General features: G+C 60.9%; 9 protein-coding genes and 3 pseudogenes. 5 read left to right on the top strand and 7 right to left on the bottom strand.

Annotated features, from left to right (window positions below; genetic code table 11):
- Window positions 1–10: 10 nt before the first annotated feature.
- Complete coding sequence (locus NKJ26_RS28235; RefSeq protein ID WP_352698673.1) at window positions 11–1804, top strand: hydantoinase B/oxoprolinase family protein; 1794 nt, start codon at window positions 11–13, stop codon at window positions 1802–1804.
- A gap of 44 nt (window positions 1805–1848) precedes the next feature.
- Here the strand turns inward: NKJ26_RS28235 and NKJ26_RS28230 are convergent, their stop codons facing one another.
- From NKJ26_RS28230 to NKJ26_RS28215, 4 genes are all read right to left on the bottom strand, one after another.
- Window positions 1849–2532 carry a GntR family transcriptional regulator gene (locus tag NKJ26_RS28230; protein WP_023737066.1) on the bottom strand — a complete coding sequence of 228 codons (684 nt, stop codon included), beginning with the start codon at window positions 2530–2532 and terminating at the stop codon, window positions 1849–1851.
- An 88-nt stretch (window positions 2533–2620) separates the two neighbouring features.
- Window positions 2621–3934 carry an aspartate aminotransferase family protein gene (locus NKJ26_RS28225; RefSeq protein WP_352698671.1) on the bottom strand — a complete coding sequence of 438 codons (1314 nt, stop codon included), beginning with the start codon at window positions 3932–3934 and terminating at the stop codon, window positions 2621–2623.
- Window positions 3935–3969: 35 nt separating this feature from the next.
- Complete coding sequence (locus tag NKJ26_RS28220; protein WP_352698669.1) at window positions 3970–4950, bottom strand: transketolase family protein; 981 nt, start codon at window positions 4948–4950, stop codon at window positions 3970–3972.
- A complete protein-coding gene (locus NKJ26_RS28215; protein WP_352698667.1) occupies window positions 4947–5828 on the bottom strand; it encodes a transketolase in 882 nt (293 codons plus the stop codon). Before NKJ26_RS28215 ends, NKJ26_RS28220 begins: the two co-directional genes overlap by 4 nt.
- 98 nt (window positions 5829–5926) lie before the next feature.
- Here NKJ26_RS28215 and NKJ26_RS28210 point away from each other — a divergent pair, with 98 nt between their 5' ends.
- A complete protein-coding gene (locus tag NKJ26_RS28210) occupies window positions 5927–7306 on the top strand; it encodes an aminotransferase (protein ID WP_352698665.1) in 1380 nt (459 codons plus the stop codon).
- 123 nt (window positions 7307–7429) lie between these two features.
- Window positions 7430–8923: an NAD-dependent succinate-semialdehyde dehydrogenase gene (locus tag NKJ26_RS28205; RefSeq protein WP_352698663.1), complete on the top strand. Its 1494-nt coding sequence runs from the start codon at window positions 7430–7432 to the stop codon at window positions 8921–8923.
- 983 nt (window positions 8924–9906) lie between these two features.
- Here the strand turns inward: NKJ26_RS28205 and NKJ26_RS28200 are convergent.
- The 3 genes and pseudogenes from NKJ26_RS28200 to NKJ26_RS28190 form a co-directional block, all read right to left on the bottom strand.
- Complete coding sequence (locus NKJ26_RS28200; protein WP_352698661.1) at window positions 9907–12441, bottom strand: two-component system VirA-like sensor kinase; 2535 nt, start codon at window positions 12439–12441, stop codon at window positions 9907–9909.
- Between the two features lie 641 nt (window positions 12442–13082).
- A pseudogene (locus NKJ26_RS28195) lies at window positions 13083–13459 on the bottom strand (type IV secretory system conjugative DNA transfer family protein); the annotation flags it as partial.
- A gap of 267 nt (window positions 13460–13726) precedes the next feature.
- A pseudogene (locus tag NKJ26_RS28190) lies at window positions 13727–14085 on the bottom strand (DDE-type integrase/transposase/recombinase); the annotation flags it as partial.
- A 507-nt stretch (window positions 14086–14592) separates the two neighbouring features.
- Between NKJ26_RS28190 and NKJ26_RS33655 the strand changes: the two are divergent.
- Together NKJ26_RS33655 and NKJ26_RS28180 are read left to right on the top strand one after the other, a co-directional pair.
- Window positions 14593–15128, top strand: a pseudogene (locus NKJ26_RS33655) (aldehyde dehydrogenase family protein); the annotation flags it as partial.
- Between the two features lie 658 nt (window positions 15129–15786).
- A partial coding sequence (locus NKJ26_RS28180; RefSeq protein WP_352698659.1) for a Ulp1 family isopeptidase occupies window positions 15787–18660 on the top strand: 2874 nt, incomplete at its 3' end.

The following is an 18660-nucleotide window of genomic DNA, read 5'->3' as shown; positions in this document are numbered from 1 at the left end:
GCATCATAAAATGAATTCACCTGTCATTCGCCTGGAGACGCCAACGCGCCGCGTCGATCCGTTCCTGATGTCGGTTCTCAAAAGCCGGTTCGAGGCGGTCGTGCGGGAAATGACGCTGGTCGTGATGCGGGCCAGCCGCTCGGCGGTGATCAAGAACGCCCGCGACCTGAGCTGCGCGATCCTGACCTATGATCACCGCCTCGTTTCCACCGAGGACGCGCTGCCGATCCACGTCATGTCGATGGATCTAGCGACCCGTCCGATAACGGAGTTGTTCGACGATATCGCCGACGGCGACATCTTCCTCAACAACTGCCCATACACTGGCGGCACGCATCATGCCGACCTGATCATGGCCATGCCGATCTTTTTCGATGGCAAGCCGCTGTTTTGGGCCGTGGCGCTTTCCCATCACGCCGATACTGGCGCGCCGACGCCTTCGACATATCTGCCATTCGCCAAGAACGTTTATGAGGAAGGCATCCACTTTCCCTGCGTGCGCGTGGTCGAACAGCACAGGGAGAAGCAGGACATCCTGCGCATCGGCATGATGCGCAACCGTGTTCCAGACATCTGGCTGGGCGACGTGCGCGCCCAGATCGGCGCCTGCAGGACCGGTCGACGCCGTCTGTTGGAACTGCTTGAAAAATACGGCCGCGACACGCTGCTGGATTTCGTCGAGGACTGGTTCGACTACGGTGCGCGTCGCGCCATGGCCGAGATCGCCAAATTGCCGAAGGGCAAGTTCTCCTACGAAGTCCGCCATGACCCGGTCCCCGGCGTGGCGGAGGAGGGCATCCCGGTCAGGATCACCATCGATGTCGACCCTGAAGCCGGCGAGATCACGGTCGATGTGCGTGACAACATGGATAACGTCCCTGGCGGTCTCAACCTTTCGGAAAACACCTGCACGGGCTCGTGCCGCATTGGCGTCTTCAACAATCTCGACGACGGCATCCCGCACAATGAGGGCGCCAAGAGCCGGATCAAGGTGTTGATGCGGGAGGGAAGCGTGGTTGGCAAACCCCGCTACCCCGTAGGCACCTCGGTGGCGACCACCAATGTCAACGACCGGTTGATCATCGCCGGCAATTGCGTGTTCTCGACGATGGGAGAACCCTATGGCCAGGCCGAGAGCGGCTCGCACCTGCCGGCGGGGATCGGGGTGATTTCGGGCAAGGATCCGTTCAAGGACGGGCAGCCCTACGTCAACCAGGTCTTCATTGGCTACGCCGGCGGCGGCGCGCGTCACGGCTATGACGGCTGGTTGACATATTGCGGGCCGGCGAATGGCGGCCTGATCGCGCTGGATTCCGTGGAGGTGGACGAATCCATGTATCCCATCATCATTGAATCGCGCGGCGTGGCGGCGGATACCCAAGGCATTGGCGAGTTCGAGGGCGCTCCCGCGGTGGGCGGTGTCTTCTATCCCGTCGACCACGAGATGACACTGGTCTACTCGGCCGATGGCACAACTTTTCCGCCGCGCGGCGTGCTCGGCGGCGGTGACGCCAAGGCCAGTCGCAGCGCCAAGCGCGGCACGGACGGCAAGCTGGTGGAATTGCCTGCGTTCCATGAGGAGGCGTGTCGCGCCGGCGAGCGCATCGAGTTCGTTGCCTGTGGCGGCGGTGGCTACGGCGACCCGACCAAGCGCGATGTCCGCCGTGTCGCGGCCAGCGTTGACCGCGGCTGGCTGACGAGCGAAGCGGCTCGCCAATCCTACAAGGTGGCCCTGGTGCTGGACGCCGAGCAGGGCGTCTGGGTCGTCGACCAGGATGCCACCGCGCGCCTTCGGGCGGCCTGAGCCAGCGCGAAGAGAGGTCGCCAGCAAATGACCGGCGGCTTCGATCACGCCCGCTTGGCGGCCGCGTCCTGCTCGTCGAAATACCGCAACAGGTTCATGCCACCGCGCACGATGTCGCGTTCGATCGCCTTACGCGCCACCTTCTTGTTGCGGGTCCGGAACGCTTCGATCAGCGTCTCGTGCTCCTCCGCACCGATGTAATCGTTCTCGGCCTGCAGATAATACACGTTAAGGATAGGGCCCATCGAGACCCACAGGCTTTCGATCTGGGCGATCAGCATATCCATCTTGGACAGGCGGTAGACGCCGAAGTGGAATTCACGATTGGCGCGACGGGCGCGGTCAGCATCGCCGGACGTTTCGCCGGCCACGAAATCGCGATGGATCTCGACCAGTTTTGCAATGTCCTTCTCCGAAACATGCTCAACGGCGAGTTCGGCCGCTAGTCCCTCGAGCGCGATGCGAATGAGCCGGACCTGCCAGTAACGCGACCGGGTCAGCTCTGGAACGGTGATGAACCGCCCTGACCGCAGTTCCAGCGCCTGCTCGCTGACGAGCCTGAAACAGGCCTCGCGCACAGGCGTGACGCTGGTGCCCAGCCGTTGCGCCAGATCCTGCATCAACAGTCTTTCGCCGGGCCGGAAATTGCCGGCGATCAGGGCTTCGCGCAGCGAGATATAAGTTCTCGCCGACAGACTGCCTTGCTCGATTGGCTGCATCGTGCTCATGGTCCACCGCTGCAATCTTGGCCGCACCGAATCGACAACGGATAGTGCGAGACGCTCTTATATCCTATAAGTCCGTTGCGAAACATGGCTAGGAGCTGGCGGGTTTCCCAGCGGAGAGCTTGCGCAGGATTGTCTCAATAACATCCAGTGACTTCTCAATCGTGGCCCGGTCATGGCTCCCTGACAGGTAGAGACGCTTGAGCGGAAGCGGCTGACCGATCAGCCGGTTCGCCACCATCTCTCTGCGGAATGCAAGATCCAAAACATCGTCGTTGCCCAGCAAGTCCTGGTAGTCGCGGTAAGGACCGCTGAGGAAATAGATCAGCCAGACCGAGCCAAACCCGGCGCTCTGCGCGGGCAGGCCGAGGCGATCGATAATGCCATCCAGCTGCGTGCGCATGAAAGCGCCGAGGGCAAACAGGCGTTCGTAGAAGCCTGGTTTCGACAGCTCCTCGATCGTCGCCTGCATGGCGGCGAGCGTCGACGGCGTGCCGTTGAAAGTACCGCCCATGAACACGGATCCTTCCCCGGTCCGGCCGACGAGCGTCATGAGATCGCGACGACCGGCCACCACGCCAACGGGATAGCCTGAGGAGGCCGCCTTGCCGAAGGTCGCGAGATCAGGCGTGACGTCGGCGATCGACTGATAGCCGCCGAGCGCGTGGCGAAAGCCGGTGATGACCTCGTCGAAGATCAGCACGACACCATGATCGCTGGTCAGGCGACGCAGGTCGCGCAGGAAAACATCCGTCGCCATCACCGACCCCATATTGTGAGCGATTGGCTCGATGATGATCGCCGCGACCTCGCCCGGATTGGCCTTGAGATAATCCTCGACGGCGCCGGCATCGTTGTAAGGCAGCACGATTGTGTGACGGGCGGCATCATCGAGGATGCCGGCGCTGATGGGGTCGTACTTGCCGATCGCCTGCGCGTGCGACTGTACGTTCATGGCGACATAGTCGTGCCAGCCGTGATAGCCGCCTTGGAACTTGATGATGCGCTTGCGACCGGTGGCGGCACGGGCAAGGCGCAGGGCGTGATAGGTCGCCTCCGATCCGGAATTGCAGAAGGCGACGAGATCCGCGCAAGGGATGCAGTCGACCAGCGCCTCCGCCACCTCGATCTCCAGCCGCATCGTTCCCACGCCGACAAGATCGATGTCCTGGGAGACCGCAGCGATGCGTTCACGCACCGCCGGATGACAGTGGCCAAGCACGTTGGCGCCGAAGCCGCAATGGAAGTCGGTGTACTGGTGTCCCTCGACGTCGTAGAGAAACGCACCCTGCGCCCGGGCAAAGACATGCGGCGCGCCCAGCCTGCGGCTCGGGCTGAGCAATCCGCCCGGCATCACCGCACCGGCGCGCTCGATCAGTGAGGTGGTGTTATTCTGATCGGTCATCGTAATGTCCGTGCATGGCTATGGTTGTCCGCCGCTCAGCCGAGGGCCTCGCGGACGGTGGCCTCGATCCCCGCCGCGTCCAGCCGGTAGTGCTTGTAGAGATGCGTTGGCGGCGCAATCAGGCTGTATTCGTCGCGGATGCCATGGCGTATCAACCGTGCCGGGCTGCCCGCCTCCGCCAGGATTTCCGCCACCGCGCCGCCCAGACCGCCGAGGATATTGTGTTCCTCGATCGTCAGAATGAAGCGGGAGTGAGCCGCGGCCGAAAGCACTGCCTTGGTATCCAGTGGCTTCACCGTATGCATGTCGATCAGCCCGACGGATTTGCCCGCCGTGCGCAGCGCGCGGTAAGCCTCCCTTGAGGGATGGACCATCGAGCCACAGGCGATGATGGTCAGGTCCGATCCTTCGCCGTGAACGATCGCCTTGCCGAACTGGAAGTCGACGCCGTCGTCTTCATAGACCAGCGGTTCCTGGCCGCGGCCAATGCGGAAGTAGATTGGCTGGGCATGATTGACAGACGCCTTGACGGCGGCCGCCAGTTGCGGGCCGTCGGCCGGTGCGACGACCGTGAGATCGGCAATGCTTCGCATAATGGCAAGATCTTCCGTCGCATGGTGGGAGGTGCCGTAAAAGCCGAGTGAAATACCGGCATGATGACCGATCAGCCGCACCGGCAGCGCCGAATAGGCGACGTCGGTTCTGATCTGTTCGCAGCACAGCAGCGCCAGGAAAGAAGCGAATGTAGCGACGAACGGCATGGCGCCGGTGCTGGCCATGCCGGCAGCAGCCGAAACCATGTTCTGCTCGGAAATGCCAAATTGCGTGAAGCGCTCGGGAAAGCGTTGCGCGAACCGCACCAGCCCGTTGGAATATTGAAGGTCGGCCGTACCGGCCACGACCGGATAACCGTCTTCGGCCAGATCAATGAGCGCGTTGGCCAGGTAACTCAGGCCAGGCGCGCGCGCGTTGATCTGGCGGTACTGCCAGGAGTTGGTATCGATCGGGCCGTTCATTGTGTTTTGCCTCCACGCTTGATCTCTTCGGCGGCCAAGGCCTCGTCCGATGGCGCGAGATAGCCCAGATGCCAGCCGGGTTCGGTTTCCATGTAACCAACGCCCTTGCCTTTGGAGGTCTTGGCAATGATGCAGACGGGCCGGGTGCGGTCTGCCTCGGCCTTCAACTGTCGCAGCAGCGTCGCGAGAGCGACGACGTCGTGCCCATCGACCTCGTGCACCTGCCAGCCGAACGCCGCCCATTTGTCGGCCAACGGTTCGATGCCGATGATGTCGTCGACCTGCCCGTCGAGCTGGTATCCGTTGCGGTCGACGATGGCGATCAGATTGCCGGCCTTATGGTGGGCGGCGGACAGCGCCGCTTCCCAGACCTGGCCCTCCTGCATCTCGCCGTCACCGAGCAGGACATAGACATCGAAGCGCCGGTTGGCCGCACGGCCGCCAAGCACCATGCCGAGGCCGCCGGACAGGGCATGGCCGATCGAGCCGGAGCTGAAATCGACGCCGGGCACCTTGCGCATGTCGGGATGATCGCCAAGCGGATTGCCGAGCCGGGTATAGCCGTCGAGAACGTCCTTGGAGAAGAAGCCCCAGTCGACCAGCAGCGGATAAAGGCCGACCGCGGCGTGCCCTTTGCCCATAAGGAAGCGGTCGCGGTCCGGCCATTGCGGCTCGCCGCGCCTCAGCCGCATCGCATCGTAGTAGAGCGTGGCGAATATTTCCGCGCAGGAGAACACCGACGAATAGTGGCCCACCTTGGCGATCTGGATGAGGCGCAGCGTCTCGAGCCGGACGAACTCTGCCGTGTCGCGCAACAGGGCGATCCGCTCCGCGTCGGGTGGCAGGGTGTTGTTTGAAGGAGTGGGTGCGTTGGCCATTGGACGTCACTCTCGGGATCATTTTTTCTCGACAACTTATAAGTTATAAGATATTTGTCGCTGAAGCAACCGCCTATCTGGTCGCAAGGAGAATTTTGATGAACAACGAATCGCGCGTGCTGGACATGGCCAGGCACTTTCATTCCCAAACCGATCCACGCCTGCATGAGGATCATGGTCCGTTGACGATCGTGGCCGGCGAAGGCGCGACCGTCACGGATGACGCGGGCAACCGCTACATCGAGGGCATGGGCGGACTCTGGTGCGCCTCGCTTGGCTTCAGCGACAGCCGGCTGGCTGTCGCTGCTGACCGCCAGATGCGCAAGCTCGCCGTCTACCACACCTTCAACCACCGCTCGAACGAGCCCACCGTCGAACTCGTCGAGCAGCTTACCGCGTTGGCGCCGTTCGACCACGCGCGCGTCTTTCTGGTCGGCTCCGGTTCGGAAGCCAATGATACGATGATCAAGCTCGCCTGGTATTACCAGGCGGCGCGGGGGCGTCCGGAGAAACGCAAGATCATCAGTAGGTTTGGCGCCTTCCACGGCAGTACAATCATGGGCGCGGCGCTGAGTGGCCTGCCGCACATGCACAAGTCCTTCAACCTGCCGCCGCTTCCCGTCATATTCGCGGCGCGACCGTTCCATTATCTCGATGGTCTGCCGGGCGAGGCGGAGCATGACTACGCCACGCGCCTGGCCCGGGAACTTGAGGCGCTGATCCTTTGTGAGGGGCCAGAGACCATCGCCGCGATGATCGCCGAGCCGATCATGGGCGCCGGCGGCGTGCTGGTACCGCCGGAGGGTTATTTTCCAAAGGTTCAGGCGGTGCTGCGCAAATACGACATCCTCATGCTGTCCGACGAAGTGGTCTGCGGCTTCGGACGCACCGGAAACTGGTTCGGTAGCCAGACTTTTGGCATGGAACCGGACATGCTGTCGGTCGCCAAGGGGCTTTCATCCGGTCATCTGCCCATTGGCGGCGTCATTATCTCCGACAAGGTCTACCAGTGCGTCGCCGATGAGGCCCACAAGGTCGGCGTGTTCGGCCACGGTTTCACCTATTCCGGCCATCCGGTGACAGCCGCCGTCGCCGCCGAGGCGATCAGGATCTACCGCGAGATCGATCTCGTGAGCCAGGCGCGCCGTCTCGGCGATTATCTGCATGCAGCGCTCGCGGACGCGCTCAACGACCATACACTGGTCGGCGAGGTCCGCGGCCGCGGTTTTATAGCGGGGATCCAGATCGTCGAGGATCGCGCCACCCGTCGCGCCTTTGCGCCGGAGCTGCGAATTGGCACCGATGTCGAGCGGCGGTGCCGCGAGCACGGAGTCATGATCCGCAACATGGGCGACGTGCTGGCAATCTGCCCGCCCTACGTCATCGCCCCTAAAGAGATCGATTACATGGTTGATGGCATTCGCGCGGCTCTTGATGAGACCGCGGCGGCCCATGCGCGGACTGACCAGTCGGCATGAACCCGCCCGGCGAGGCGGCGAGACATCGCTGGAGGGGCCGGCCGCGCGAAAGGCGCTTGGGCAAGCGCGAGCCGCAGCCAGCATACAGGATCCTGAGTGTCTTATCCGAACGGAGGCCAGACCATGCTTCAGAAAACCAGCCATTTCATGCGGCAGGCCAATCTCATCAACGGCGAGTGGGTGCAGGCCGACAGCGGCCAGACGGTCGACGTCAACAATCCAGCCACCGGCCTCAAGATCGGCACCGTACCGAAATCGGGCAAGGCCGAGACCCGCCGCGCCATCGAAGCCGCCGCAGAAGCTTTCAAGAGCTGGCGCAAGACGACCGCGCTCGAGCGCTCGAAGCTGCTGCGCAAGTTGCACGACGCGATGATGGACAACCAGGACGTGCTGGCCGAGCTGCTGACCATCGAGCAGGGAAAGTCGCTGTTCGAATCGAAGGGCGAGATCGGCTCGGCCGCGTCCTATGTCCTGTGGTTCGCCGAGGAAGGTCGCCGCACCTATGGCGACGTGGTGCCATCACCCTGGGCGGATCGCCGCATTCTGGTGACCAAGGAGCCGGTCGGCGTCATCGCCGCGATCACACCGTGGAATTTCCCGTCCTCGATGCTGGCCCGCAAGCTCGGTCCCGCACTTGCCGCCGGTTGCACCGCGGTCGTAAAGCCCGCCTCGCAGACGCCGTATTCCGGCCTTGCCTGGGGGGCGCTTGCCGAGGAAGTCGGCTTTCCCAAGGGCGTCGTCAACATCCTGACCGGCGCCGCCGGCGAGATCGGCGACGAGATCTGCGCAAATCCGCTGGTGTCGAAGATAACCTTCACCGGCTCGACCGAAGTCGGCAAGCTTCTCATTCAGAAGTCGTCCGTCACCGTCAAGAAGGTGTCGATGGAACTCGGCGGCAACGCGCCGTTCATCGTCTTCGACGACGCCGATCTCGAGCGTGCCGTCGCCGGCGCGATCACCGCCAAGTATCGCAATTCCGGTCAGACCTGCGTTTGCACCAACCGCTTCCTGGTTCAGTCTGGCGTCTATGACAAATTCGTCGAGAAGCTCGCCGCCGCCAGCAACGGGCTGAAGGTCGGCTCCGGCCTCGAGGACGGCGTGCAGCAGGGACCGCTGATCGACGAAAAGGCAGTCGAGAAGGTCGAAGAGCTGATTGCCGATGCGACGTCCAAGGGTGGCAAGGTTGTCGCCGGCGGCAAACGCCATGCGCTCGGCGGCTCGTTCTTCCAGCCGACCGTCATTGCCAACGCGACACCCAAGATGCGCTTCATGAAGGAAGAGATTTTTGGCCCGATCGCCCCGGTGTTCAAGTTCGAGACCGAAGAGGAGGCGATAGCACTCGCCAACGACACCGAATTCGGCCTCGCCTGCTATTTCTACACCGGTGATCTCGGCCGCGCCTTCCGCGTGATGGAAGGACTGAAATACGGCATGGTCGGCGTCAATGAAGGCCTCATCACCACGCCGGAGGCACCGTTCGGCGGCGTCAAGGAATCCGGCCTCGGCAAGGAAGGCGGACATCAGGGCATCGAGGATTACCTCGATACCAAATATGTCTGCATCGGCGGCCTCGGCTCTAGTGCGCCGGCTTTTCCCGCGTCTCAGAACGCGGAATGACGAACCCGCGGGTGATCCGGTGAAAATCTTTACGATGCCGAGCAGAAGGGACTTAAGATCGTGAGCGCCCTATGATCTTACGTTTCCGGAAAAAGCTTAGCAAACAGCGCGCTCAGACTGGCCATTTCCGAGAAATCGCAGACCGAGCTTGCCATGCTCCCCTTACCAAAAGGTTTGCCACAGAGCCCCCTCGGCCCAGGTGATGGCAACACGTGACGAGTTTGCGCGGCAATCGAGGTGAGCTTTGCCAGGCCGAAACTGGCGCGTTCCAGCTGGTGCGAGTCCGGCCGGGGTAAGGGATAGCGCGCTCGGTAGCGACTGTTGCAGCGTGGGAGGTGACGACCGGCAAAGCGTACATAGCAATCATGTGGGTGGGGAAATGAGCCAAGATGTGTAAGATTGCAGGGGCCGAGACGTTCTCATCCGTCGAAGGCGACATGTGCGGAGGCGATAAGCGAGGAGCCGTCGCCCTGCCGGAGCCTAGCGCCATCAAGCATGAAAGGAACACGTCGGAACCTGGGATATAGCTTGCCTGGCCGGGCGGCGATAGCCTTGTCGGCGCGGGCGAGGAGCCGTAGCCGATGATGAACACAGGAGAAGTCTGGCGTGAATGGGGCGATGATTGTCAAGCTTTGCTCCCGAGTCAGTTCGTCAACCATCTTGCCTGACCGATTGGCGACCATCTCCTCGTCCCGACCTTATATTACCGTCGCCTGTCGCCGCGAGCGCGCAGTGACTGTCAAGGATGGAGGCCTGCAGACCCCATCGCGCGGGGACTTGTCCTTGACGGTCACGAGCACGGCGGCAGGTTTGCCGTGGTCGGGGAGCCCTTTTGTTGGGCGGAAGCCGACGACAGTGTTCGAGGGGAACTCGCCATGAGCCGGGTGCGCAGAGATCGTCCGACGCTCTTGTATTTGCTGGATCCCAGCCGGCTCCGCCTCCGATTGCCTCGATAGCTCGGTAGCCTGAGCGCGTCGGCGGCATCATGCCACTATCATCGTACGAATTGCATGCTCCATCGTCCTGGGCGAGACCGGTTTGGCTAGCCAAAGGACGAAGGTCTGATTACCAGATGTGATCGGCATGGGGTCGTTTCCACCAACGACGATGATGGGCACCGTCATCAGGGTGGGACATACGGCTTCGGCCTGTCCTCGCCCTAGGAAAGTCGCTTCATCGAAAATTAGGAGGTCGGCTGCCTTCCCGCTCTCGATCCAGTCGCAAAGACTCTCGAAGGTCGCGAAGCCGACCGGCTTATAACCCAGCGCGGCGATCTTATCCTTGTAGATCTCCAACGCTGCTGGATCGGGGTCCACGACTGCAATGATTTCTCCGTTGCCAAGTGATCCATCGTATGGGCCGAAAGCGCTATCAGCTCTGACCTGCTCCTCAGCGCAGGCCGGTAAGTAGAGATCGAAGCGTGTACCTCGGCCAACAGCCGAGGTGACGTCAAGGCATCCTGCGAGCGCGCTCACATGGCGGTCCACTGCAGCAAGACCCAGTCCGGTCCCGCCGACGCGAGAGCGCGTGGTAAAAAAGGGCTCAAAGATATGCGGAAGCACCGAACTTGCGATTCCTTGGCCATCGTCGCTGATGGAGAGGAGAACGTAATCTCCCGGTTTCAAGGTGCCCTTAGCCACGGACTTCGTTTGACAGACGTGAGCGCGAGAAACGCTAACCTCGACACGGCCCTCATTCAAGAGAGCCTCCGACGCGTTCTTGCATAGATTCATAAGGATCTGCTGTATCTCGGTTGGGCTGCCCTCGATCACCGTTTGCCACTCGTTGATCTTGAGGTTCAACTGAACATCCGCACGAAGTGTAACTCGCAGCAATGGCGCCAGATCCATTACAATCTCCGCGACGTCGAAAGGCACCGTCACGCGCTTCCGATTTCGGCTTAGTGACAAAATTTGATCAATAATAAGCTTGGCTCGGTTGCTGGCCAGGATAATTTGGCCGATGTGGCCCCGAATTCTCGAGGGGCGGCGCACAAGACCTTTAGCCATCTCTGCGTAGCCGACTATTGCTCCTAGAACATTATTGAATTCATGTGTAACGCCGCTTGCGATTGTGCCGACAGCCGTCAGCCTTTCCGCATGCTCCCATCGACTCTCAAAAAGGTTACGTTCCGTGTGTACACGTTGCATTTCAAGATGGTTGCTTAAACGCACAGTAGCGCTTGCCAGAACCGGGAGGTCGTCTGTGGAGGGTGGTGAGCGATCTCCTTCAAAAACAAGGATACAAACCGCAGCCTGCTGATCGGAGGCCCTGCAACCAACAATTTGACAGACACCGGAAGTGCCTACGGCAGTCCGAACCACTTCCGACGCCGGAACGACGCGAAACACTGGCTGTTCCGCGTCTACAAGTGAGACGACTTCATGGATTAGCGTGGCGTTCCAGACGCGCATGCGCTTGTTCGCGACAAAGTACTCGGTATTCCTGCTGATACTCGGATCCACCAGAGCAAGCGCGCATTGATCCGCATCGAAAACGCATTGAATGAGTCTAAGCGCTGCTTCGGTGGAGAAGCGCCGCGAAGCCTTCGTTGCTTGACTGTCGATGAAGCAAGCTTCGATCTCACTCATTGCCGCTTCAAGCTCCAACCGCCTTTCCAATCGCTTCGTCCGCACATGCAGCGTGGAGGCTCGAATGGTCGCAAACAAGCAGAGGCATATGGACACCAAGCCAAAGAAAAGTCGTGTACGCTGCGCTTGCGCGCTCGCGAAGCTGTAGGCTTTCAGATGTTCTCGCTCCAATTCGGCGGCCTTGGCGAACGTGTCGAAGGATGGGATCCGATTGACAGCGCGGTCCAACTTCAACATTGAGGACAGTATAGCGCGGCCCTCGCGGGCAACATCCTCCGTGACTTGGTCCTGGCTAGGAGGAAGTCGGCCGAGAGACTGATCGATTTGTAATGCGAGGCTGAATCCCGGTCTGGCCGAAAATTGAAGGATCAGATTGGAAAATTCAGGCCTGTTCGACACTCCCCCCCGAAGGCGATTAGCCGAGCGAGCAAAGCGTACGAGAGAGCTTTGCAGAAGCTCATTTTGCGCGGCCGAGACCGAGATGGCAGCTTCTGTGTTTTCGAGGGAATTTTTGAGCTGTGCAACCAACCTGGAGTGCACCCCGGAGCTCTCATTGGGCGAAATCTCAACAAGGCGTTGGTAGTTTTGAAGGTTCCTTTTTAATGCTTGCCCGGTAGAAGCAACGGAACGGAAGTCCAATACCATGTCGGCGCGGGCGACGTCTCGCTGGAGCAATGCGTAGTTGATCTGAATCGTCCGCAGTTCGCTTAGGACCGCCTCGTTGATCTGGGGGTCTTGCCACTGTATCGCGACCAAGAGCGCGACCGAGGCCACTAGGGCCATTACAGAAGCTTTGTCGGTACTGAGCCATTTTTCCCAAACGAACGGCGTTTGATCCGCGGTGCGTGCCTTGCGAAGGTCCGATTTGAATTCTAGCTCCCCATCGCGTCGGTGTGCGGCCGGATGCTGCTGGAACAGGAAAGCCAAGTGTACCTCTCCCCTCAAATAGGCGGTGTAGACGCCGTCGCACTCTGCCCCCATGGCCCGCTGACCTTCCATTGATTCGCGGGCGTTTCGACCTCGACGGCGAGGCGGCAGCACAAGGCGGGCAACTGATCGCAGTTTTCGGAACTGGTCTTCCGAGAGATCATCGAAGGGGCATACAAGCGCACGCCTGCAGCAGCCGAGGATGATGCCGGCCGGTCAAACGCAACTGGCGAGGGCCGGATCTGCTGTTGGCTGGCAGCTAACACTGGCGGGGCGGCGGCCTCGACTCCGGCGTGCCTAGAGCCGGCTGCTGCGAAAGCGTCCGACACGCTTCCCTTGGGTTCATCCCGTCCAGCGGGCATCCTTGGATCGCTGAAAAAAGACGAGGCGGCTTGATGATCCTGCCCTCGCTGAAGCACCTCGCGAAACCCTTGTTCCAGTCGCAGAAGCTCCTCTGGACCGGTAGGCGGCTCGTCAGCTCGACCATCGAACAGCGGCCGGAGCGCCTCGGACACGTGCTGCTCAAAGCCCACTCGCCGGGCCTGGACCGCTTGCCCGTCTTCCAAGCCGGCGTCCTGCACCTGCGACAAAGCTGTTACACGGGATGGATTACTATTTCGCGGGTTCATACTAGCCTCACATCAAACTGTATCGTCAAAGTCCTGCGCCAATTCACACTGCGGGTCATCGAGTTGAGATTCTGCGGAGAGCGCCTCCTCTGCTCCCGTCAAGGGCGCCGGCTCCGGGAGGGCGCCTGTCTGGCTTTCAAAGATGCGTTTCAGAATGCGATCCGAAAAATATCGCACCTTCCTCAATTTTAATGGTGGCAGACCTTGATGAGAACGATTTCGTACTCGTCATTGAGCAGCCGCACCTGTTCGGGACGCAACAGCGGTGCACCTTGATGTGAATTCTGAACGTTCCAATCGAACGTTCGCGCCTGGCTGTAGGAAATCGATTGGGCTTGAAATGTGAATCCACCGATAGCTTTGGAAATGTAGTTCGGAGTCTCGTCATCTACCTCGATGTTCCTAGAAGCGCGCCGGCAGCCCGGGCGGGGGGCTTGGGGTTAGACTGCCAGCGCACGCCACTCATAAAGAGCGGCCTCTTTTCGCGGTTCGGACACCCATAGTCAACCCGGCAACATCTGGATGCCCGCTGTGCTTTTTGCAGAGCGGCGATGCCGGGCATATCGGCCGATCCTGTCTAGGATGGTGTGGCCACTCTCGTCGGCCGAGTTGATGCTCCAGCCAGTATCGCCTTGCCGACCAGCATGAGTTCGCCGTTAGCAATCCATCGTTGCGGGCGTTCCAGTCACGGCCTTCCATTCGGCGATGGCTTGCAAGCGATGAACATGTATGGCGAGAGCAGAACGTTTGGGGCGGGGGACGAAGAGGTTGCGGAGGGCTGACAAGGTCGAGACGAAGCGTTGCAGGCCTCCCGGCGATCGGACCCCTGCATCATCCGCTCCCGTTTTCGCGGCGGCACATGGGAATTCTCCGCTCTGTTGTTCAACCCCTTGTGCGACCGGTGCTCGACGTCCGGCATCATCTGTCGCTTTGCCGCTCCATACGAGCGAAGCTAGTCGGTGATCATGCGCTTCGGCGCGAGCCCCTGCTTCTTCCACAGCCGCGTCAGCAAGCGCAACCTCTCGCAGGGTGCGCTCTCAGAGTTCGTTCCTGCGCAGCGGCCTTGTTATCTCGATACTGGATAAGCGTCTACGAACCTACGCGCCGCATAACGAGCTTTGTTGCGCTGGTCGGTTGCGAAGGGTGGCTCTATGCATCGCAGTGGCGGACGCGAAATCCTCACCATCCTTCTGCATCGCGCTATTTGGCTTGCCGAAAACCCAATTTCGCCGGCACGCTGCCGCTGAATACGATGATCATCTCGCATTCTTGCTATGGAGACTGTCGTCCTTCCTGGGCACGCGGCTGACGGCGACGAAAGCGGGTTTATTCATGCAACACCCCTTTTTGGCAGGCAAGCTGGTGGACTTCGGGATGTCGGGGGCGAATATAGCGAAGACTCCCGCCGCTCGCTGATGCATTCTGGACGCAACCGCATCGAGCCGATGTGTTCGAGACGCTTCGCGGCTGCAGTCGCCGAACGATGGCCTGGTTATGCGACCTGTTCGGCATGGCTACCCCCGTCCAGTCAGGCGTTCACGAAGGTGTTTGTCGAGAGTTCGTGGAGAAAGTCCGCCACTTATCGTTGGCGAGGGCTTTGCTCCGGAGTGGCGATCGGTGCGCTGATCGACAGGCAGGCTCTGGCCAAATTCGAATCCCATGCCGTCGCGAAAGGCCGCAGAATTCGATGCGGGGGCAAACGCATCGCGCGAATGGCACGTCGAACTATCGGTCCTGTCTCCAGCGAGATGACCATCGCGCAAGAAAGAGACATTCGGGCGGCTGGCGCCTGTGATTGCTTCGACGATGCGGATAGGTCGTGCATGAGGCCAACGACACGATCTACGGCCTTCCCCCACATTTGTGCCTCAAACGGAAGCGTGTTTGGCGTGTCGCCGAGGCCTTGGAATATGGCATAGTGGTATGAACACGGGACGCATGTCGTCGGAAGCCGCGCCTTTCGGCCGAGTGAAGCAGTCCGGCATCGGGCGGGAGGGTTCCCGCCATTGCCTCGAGGACTACCTCGAAATGAAATACCTCTGCACGGGCGGCATCTGAAGCATGGGCTTGCAGGGCTCGCAGACCGGTAAACCAGCGAGCCATCTCCAAATATGTGAATTGTGGATTGCTCCTCGACGGGAGCTGAGGGGCGGCTCCGCAAGCCTTACGACGCTCTTTGCGAGCCGTAGCTGCCGAGCTGGCAAAAGGCCGGGCTACGTCGCGCCAGCGCAATCGGCGCGCAGAAAATTAGGCCTACCCGCTCCGGGACCGCGGACCTCGTCAGCTTCTCGTAAGTATGCCCGAGTAGGTTGCTCAGCTGATCTGTGGACGTGAGGCTAGCGTGAACCGGCACAAATTTGACCTATCCAATGTAACAGGTTGGCGGCAGGTGCAGCCCCCGGCATCTCAAGAGCAAGCGGCACAGGCCGGGCAAGAGGGCTTTGAGCAGCGCTCGGGCGAGGCGCGCCAAGCCGCTGCCCAAATTCCCGCCCCCGGCGTTCCGGCTCTGCCAGACCCGTTCCATCCTCATCCGTCTCAGGGAGACCTGAGCCTCATCGAAGGCGCGGCCCCATGGGAAGCGCAGCCCATGATGCAAGGGAGCGGACAAGAACACGCCGCGGCGCCGTACGCCGGAGGCAGTGGGTCGATGCTAGGTGCCTCGGTGCTGCAGCCGGGTCACTCAACGGCGCGCCATCATCATGCGCCGGATTCGTCAGTGGGTGATCTGAATCCTTCCGCACCGTTCGAGTTGCGTGACCATGCTCGTTCCGCCGTGCCGGCGGCGGTGCAGCCAGATCCTCCAATAGTGGTCTCCGACGGTCGCGGCTGCAAGCGTCCTCTTTATTCCAACGATGCGACCGTTGTCGAAGGGCTGAGGTCACTCTACGCGGGTAAGGCCAAGGAGGAAACGGTCAAGCGCCATGTAAATTCTCTTTACGGCTTTGGTCGTTGGCTCTTTAAAAATAACAAGCCGGGATTTGCTGCTCGGCTTCACGAGGAGTCGCTGGATGAAGATCTCAAGGAGTACGAGAGCAGTGGTGGCTCCTCGACTGTGGCTGTGGCACTGCGTCGTCTCAGAGAGTCGGCGGGCGGAGTGCCAATGGTGGGCCGCGCTGTCCTGAATCCCGACCCTGCCGACGCCGTGCTCATCAAAGAGTACAAAGCGGCTCTCATCAAAGAGTACAAGGGAGCGCCTGCGACCGGGCCGAATCGCCAAACCATTCACGACTATGGAGCTACTCTTAGACGTTTCAGTGAATACCTGGTTGAAAACAACAAGCCGGGGATTGCGGCTCGGCTTCACGAGGAGTCGCTGGATGAAGATGCCAAGCGCTATAAGGACTCCAGTGGTGACCGGAGGATCATTGCACTAGCTCAACTCCGGAAGTTCCTGCCGTCCGCCGCACTCGGGCGCGAAATTGCCCTTGCTGCTCGTCCGGAAGACGCAGTCGGCATGGAGGCTCGTGCCATTGGGGACGCCGCTGCGCAGCACAGCGGGCCGCAGAAGGCATTGGGTCGGCCAGAGAAGCTCCCTGGGGAAGCTAATGAAGACGCCGCTGTTCTGCCATCGTCTTTCGTACCAACTGGGCACCATCACCAAGCCTCGGATCCCGCAGAGTCCTTTCGTCCCCTGATCTGGCGCGACGGCGACCAGCGCGCGCCGGACGAGCGGATCGCTGCACAGGACAGGAGCAACCTGCTACCAAGCGAGGAGGTGCCACTGAGGCCACCGGAATTCGCTCCGCCCAGCTTGCGGGCGGGGAATTCCGCCTCGCCAGAGCTCTTTCCTGAGGGGATGTCCCCCGCGGTCGAAGGGTTTTTTGGTGTTTTCGGCGACCCCAGCGGGCGGGTGCTCGGCGCATTGCAATTGCTAGGCGACGAACATATCCACAGGGATTACCAGCTCCTGGAGCAGGAGTTGCAGGGGAACAATCCAGAACTCGCCGCCCGGACGCGGTTCGTGGATCCCCTCGTAGCCAATTATCATCTGCGCTTGGGCTCCGAGAGCGACAAGCTAAGCGCATTCCAGCGCATCGTCCATAATCAGAACGGTAACGACACAGCCGACTTCCTGTTCGTGCCAGTGAGCGATGGCGGTAAGACTCTTGCGGAGCGCGGCAAACATTGGTCGCTGCTGTTCGTTGATCGCAGCGACCGGGAACGGCCGGTTGCCTATCATTATGACTCCGTCAGCGGATGGCATGACAAGCTTGCAAAACACCTCGCAGAAAGGCTGGGCGCCAGCCTGGAGACCCGCGTGGACTTACCCCGCATCGCCCAGCAGAGCAACGAGTGGGATTGCGGAGTCTACGTGGTGGACGGCACGCGGGCGCTGGTTGGGCGATTGCAAAGATGGCAGCCAGACCTGCCAGACCTGAACCTCAACAACCTCGTCGTCAATCGGCAGGCACTACAAACCCGACTCATGGGTGACGATACATCTGGAACGGCAAATTATCTCACGAACTTTGAACTCATGGACCGACAGGCGCGAGACGCGGTTAAGGAAAGCCCCGTTGGGACGTTTCACCAGCGGATCAAGCGGCTCGGCCAGTCAGCGCGAGCGTTGCACGACAGAGCCCTGGCTCCAGTCGCGCCGGACCAAGGCAACCCAGACTCGGTGTTCGTACGGGACGTTGTTCCCGGGGAAACACGCCATCATCATGCGCCGGATTCGTCAGTGGTTGATCTGAATCCCCCCGCACCGTTCGAGTTGCGTGACCATGCTCGTTCTATGCCGGCGGCGGTGCAGCCAGATCCTCCAGTAGTGGTCTCCGGTCGCGACAAGCGTCCTCTTTATTCCAACGATGCGACCGTTGTCGAAGGGCTGCGGTCAGCACTCTATGCCGGTAAGGTCGGGGAGCGCACGGTCACGGACCATGTAAATTCTCTTCTCGGCTTTGGTCGTTGGCTCTTTGATAATAACAAGCCGGGATTTGCTGCTCGGCTTGACGATCCGTTGCTGGATCAGGATCTCAAGGAGTACCAGCGCGAGAGTGGCTCCTCGAACGTGGCTAGAGCACTGGGTCGTCTCAAAGAGTCGGCGGGCGGAGCGCCAATGGTGGGCCGCGCTGCCCTGAATCCCCACCCTGTCGACGCCGAGCTCATCAGAGATTACAAAGCGGCTCTCATCAAAAAGTACGAGTCAGAGCCTGCGACCGGGCCGAATCCCAAAACCACTCAGGACTATGCGGCTACTCTTAGACGTTTCAGTCAATACCTGCATGAAAACAACAGGCCGGGGATTGCGGCTCGGCTTTACGAGGGGTCGCTGGATGAAGATGCCAGGCGCTATTTGGACTCCAGTGGTAACCGGTGGATCAGTGCACTAGCTCATCTCCGGAAGTTCCCGCCGTACGCCGCACTCGGGCGCGAAATTGCCCTTGCTGCTCGTCCGGAAGACGCAGTCGGCATGGAGGCTCGTGCCATTGGGGACGCCGCTGCGCAGCACAGCGGGCCGCAGAAGGCATTGGGTCGGCCAGAGAAGCTCCCTGGGAAAGCTAAGCAGCTGAGCGAGATCGGCAATTCAGGCGCTCGCGTGCTGATGCAGGCCCCCACCCATCAAGTGGGTGCATTGCCATGGGAGGCG

The organism is Mesorhizobium sp. M0152 (genome assembly GCF_040322415.1).
In the GTDB taxonomy this organism is placed as follows: domain Bacteria; phylum Pseudomonadota; class Alphaproteobacteria; order Rhizobiales; family Rhizobiaceae; genus Mesorhizobium.
This window is presented reverse-complemented; position numbering and strand designations above follow the sequence as displayed.

Excerpts from the sequence above, each read along its gene's own strand:
- NKJ26_RS28235 (WP_352698673.1), top strand. The coding sequence starts at position 11 with ATGAATTCACCTGTCATTCGCCTGGAGACGCCAACGCGCCGCGTCGAT.
- NKJ26_RS28230 (WP_023737066.1), bottom strand. The coding sequence starts at position 2,532 with ATGAGCACGATGCAGCCAATCGAGCAAGGCAGTCTGTCGGCGAGAACT.
- NKJ26_RS28225 (WP_352698671.1), bottom strand. The coding sequence starts at position 3,934 with ATGACCGATCAGAATAACACCACCTCACTGATCGAGCGCGCCGGTGCG.
- NKJ26_RS28220 (WP_352698669.1), bottom strand. The coding sequence starts at position 4,950 with ATGAACGGCCCGATCGATACCAACTCCTGGCAGTACCGCCAGATCAAC.
- NKJ26_RS28215 (WP_352698667.1), bottom strand. The coding sequence starts at position 5,828 with ATGGCCAACGCACCCACTCCTTCAAACAACACCCTGCCACCCGACGCG.
- NKJ26_RS28210 (WP_352698665.1), top strand. The coding sequence starts at position 5,927 with ATGAACAACGAATCGCGCGTGCTGGACATGGCCAGGCACTTTCATTCC.
- NKJ26_RS28205 (WP_352698663.1), top strand. The coding sequence starts at position 7,430 with ATGCTTCAGAAAACCAGCCATTTCATGCGGCAGGCCAATCTCATCAAC.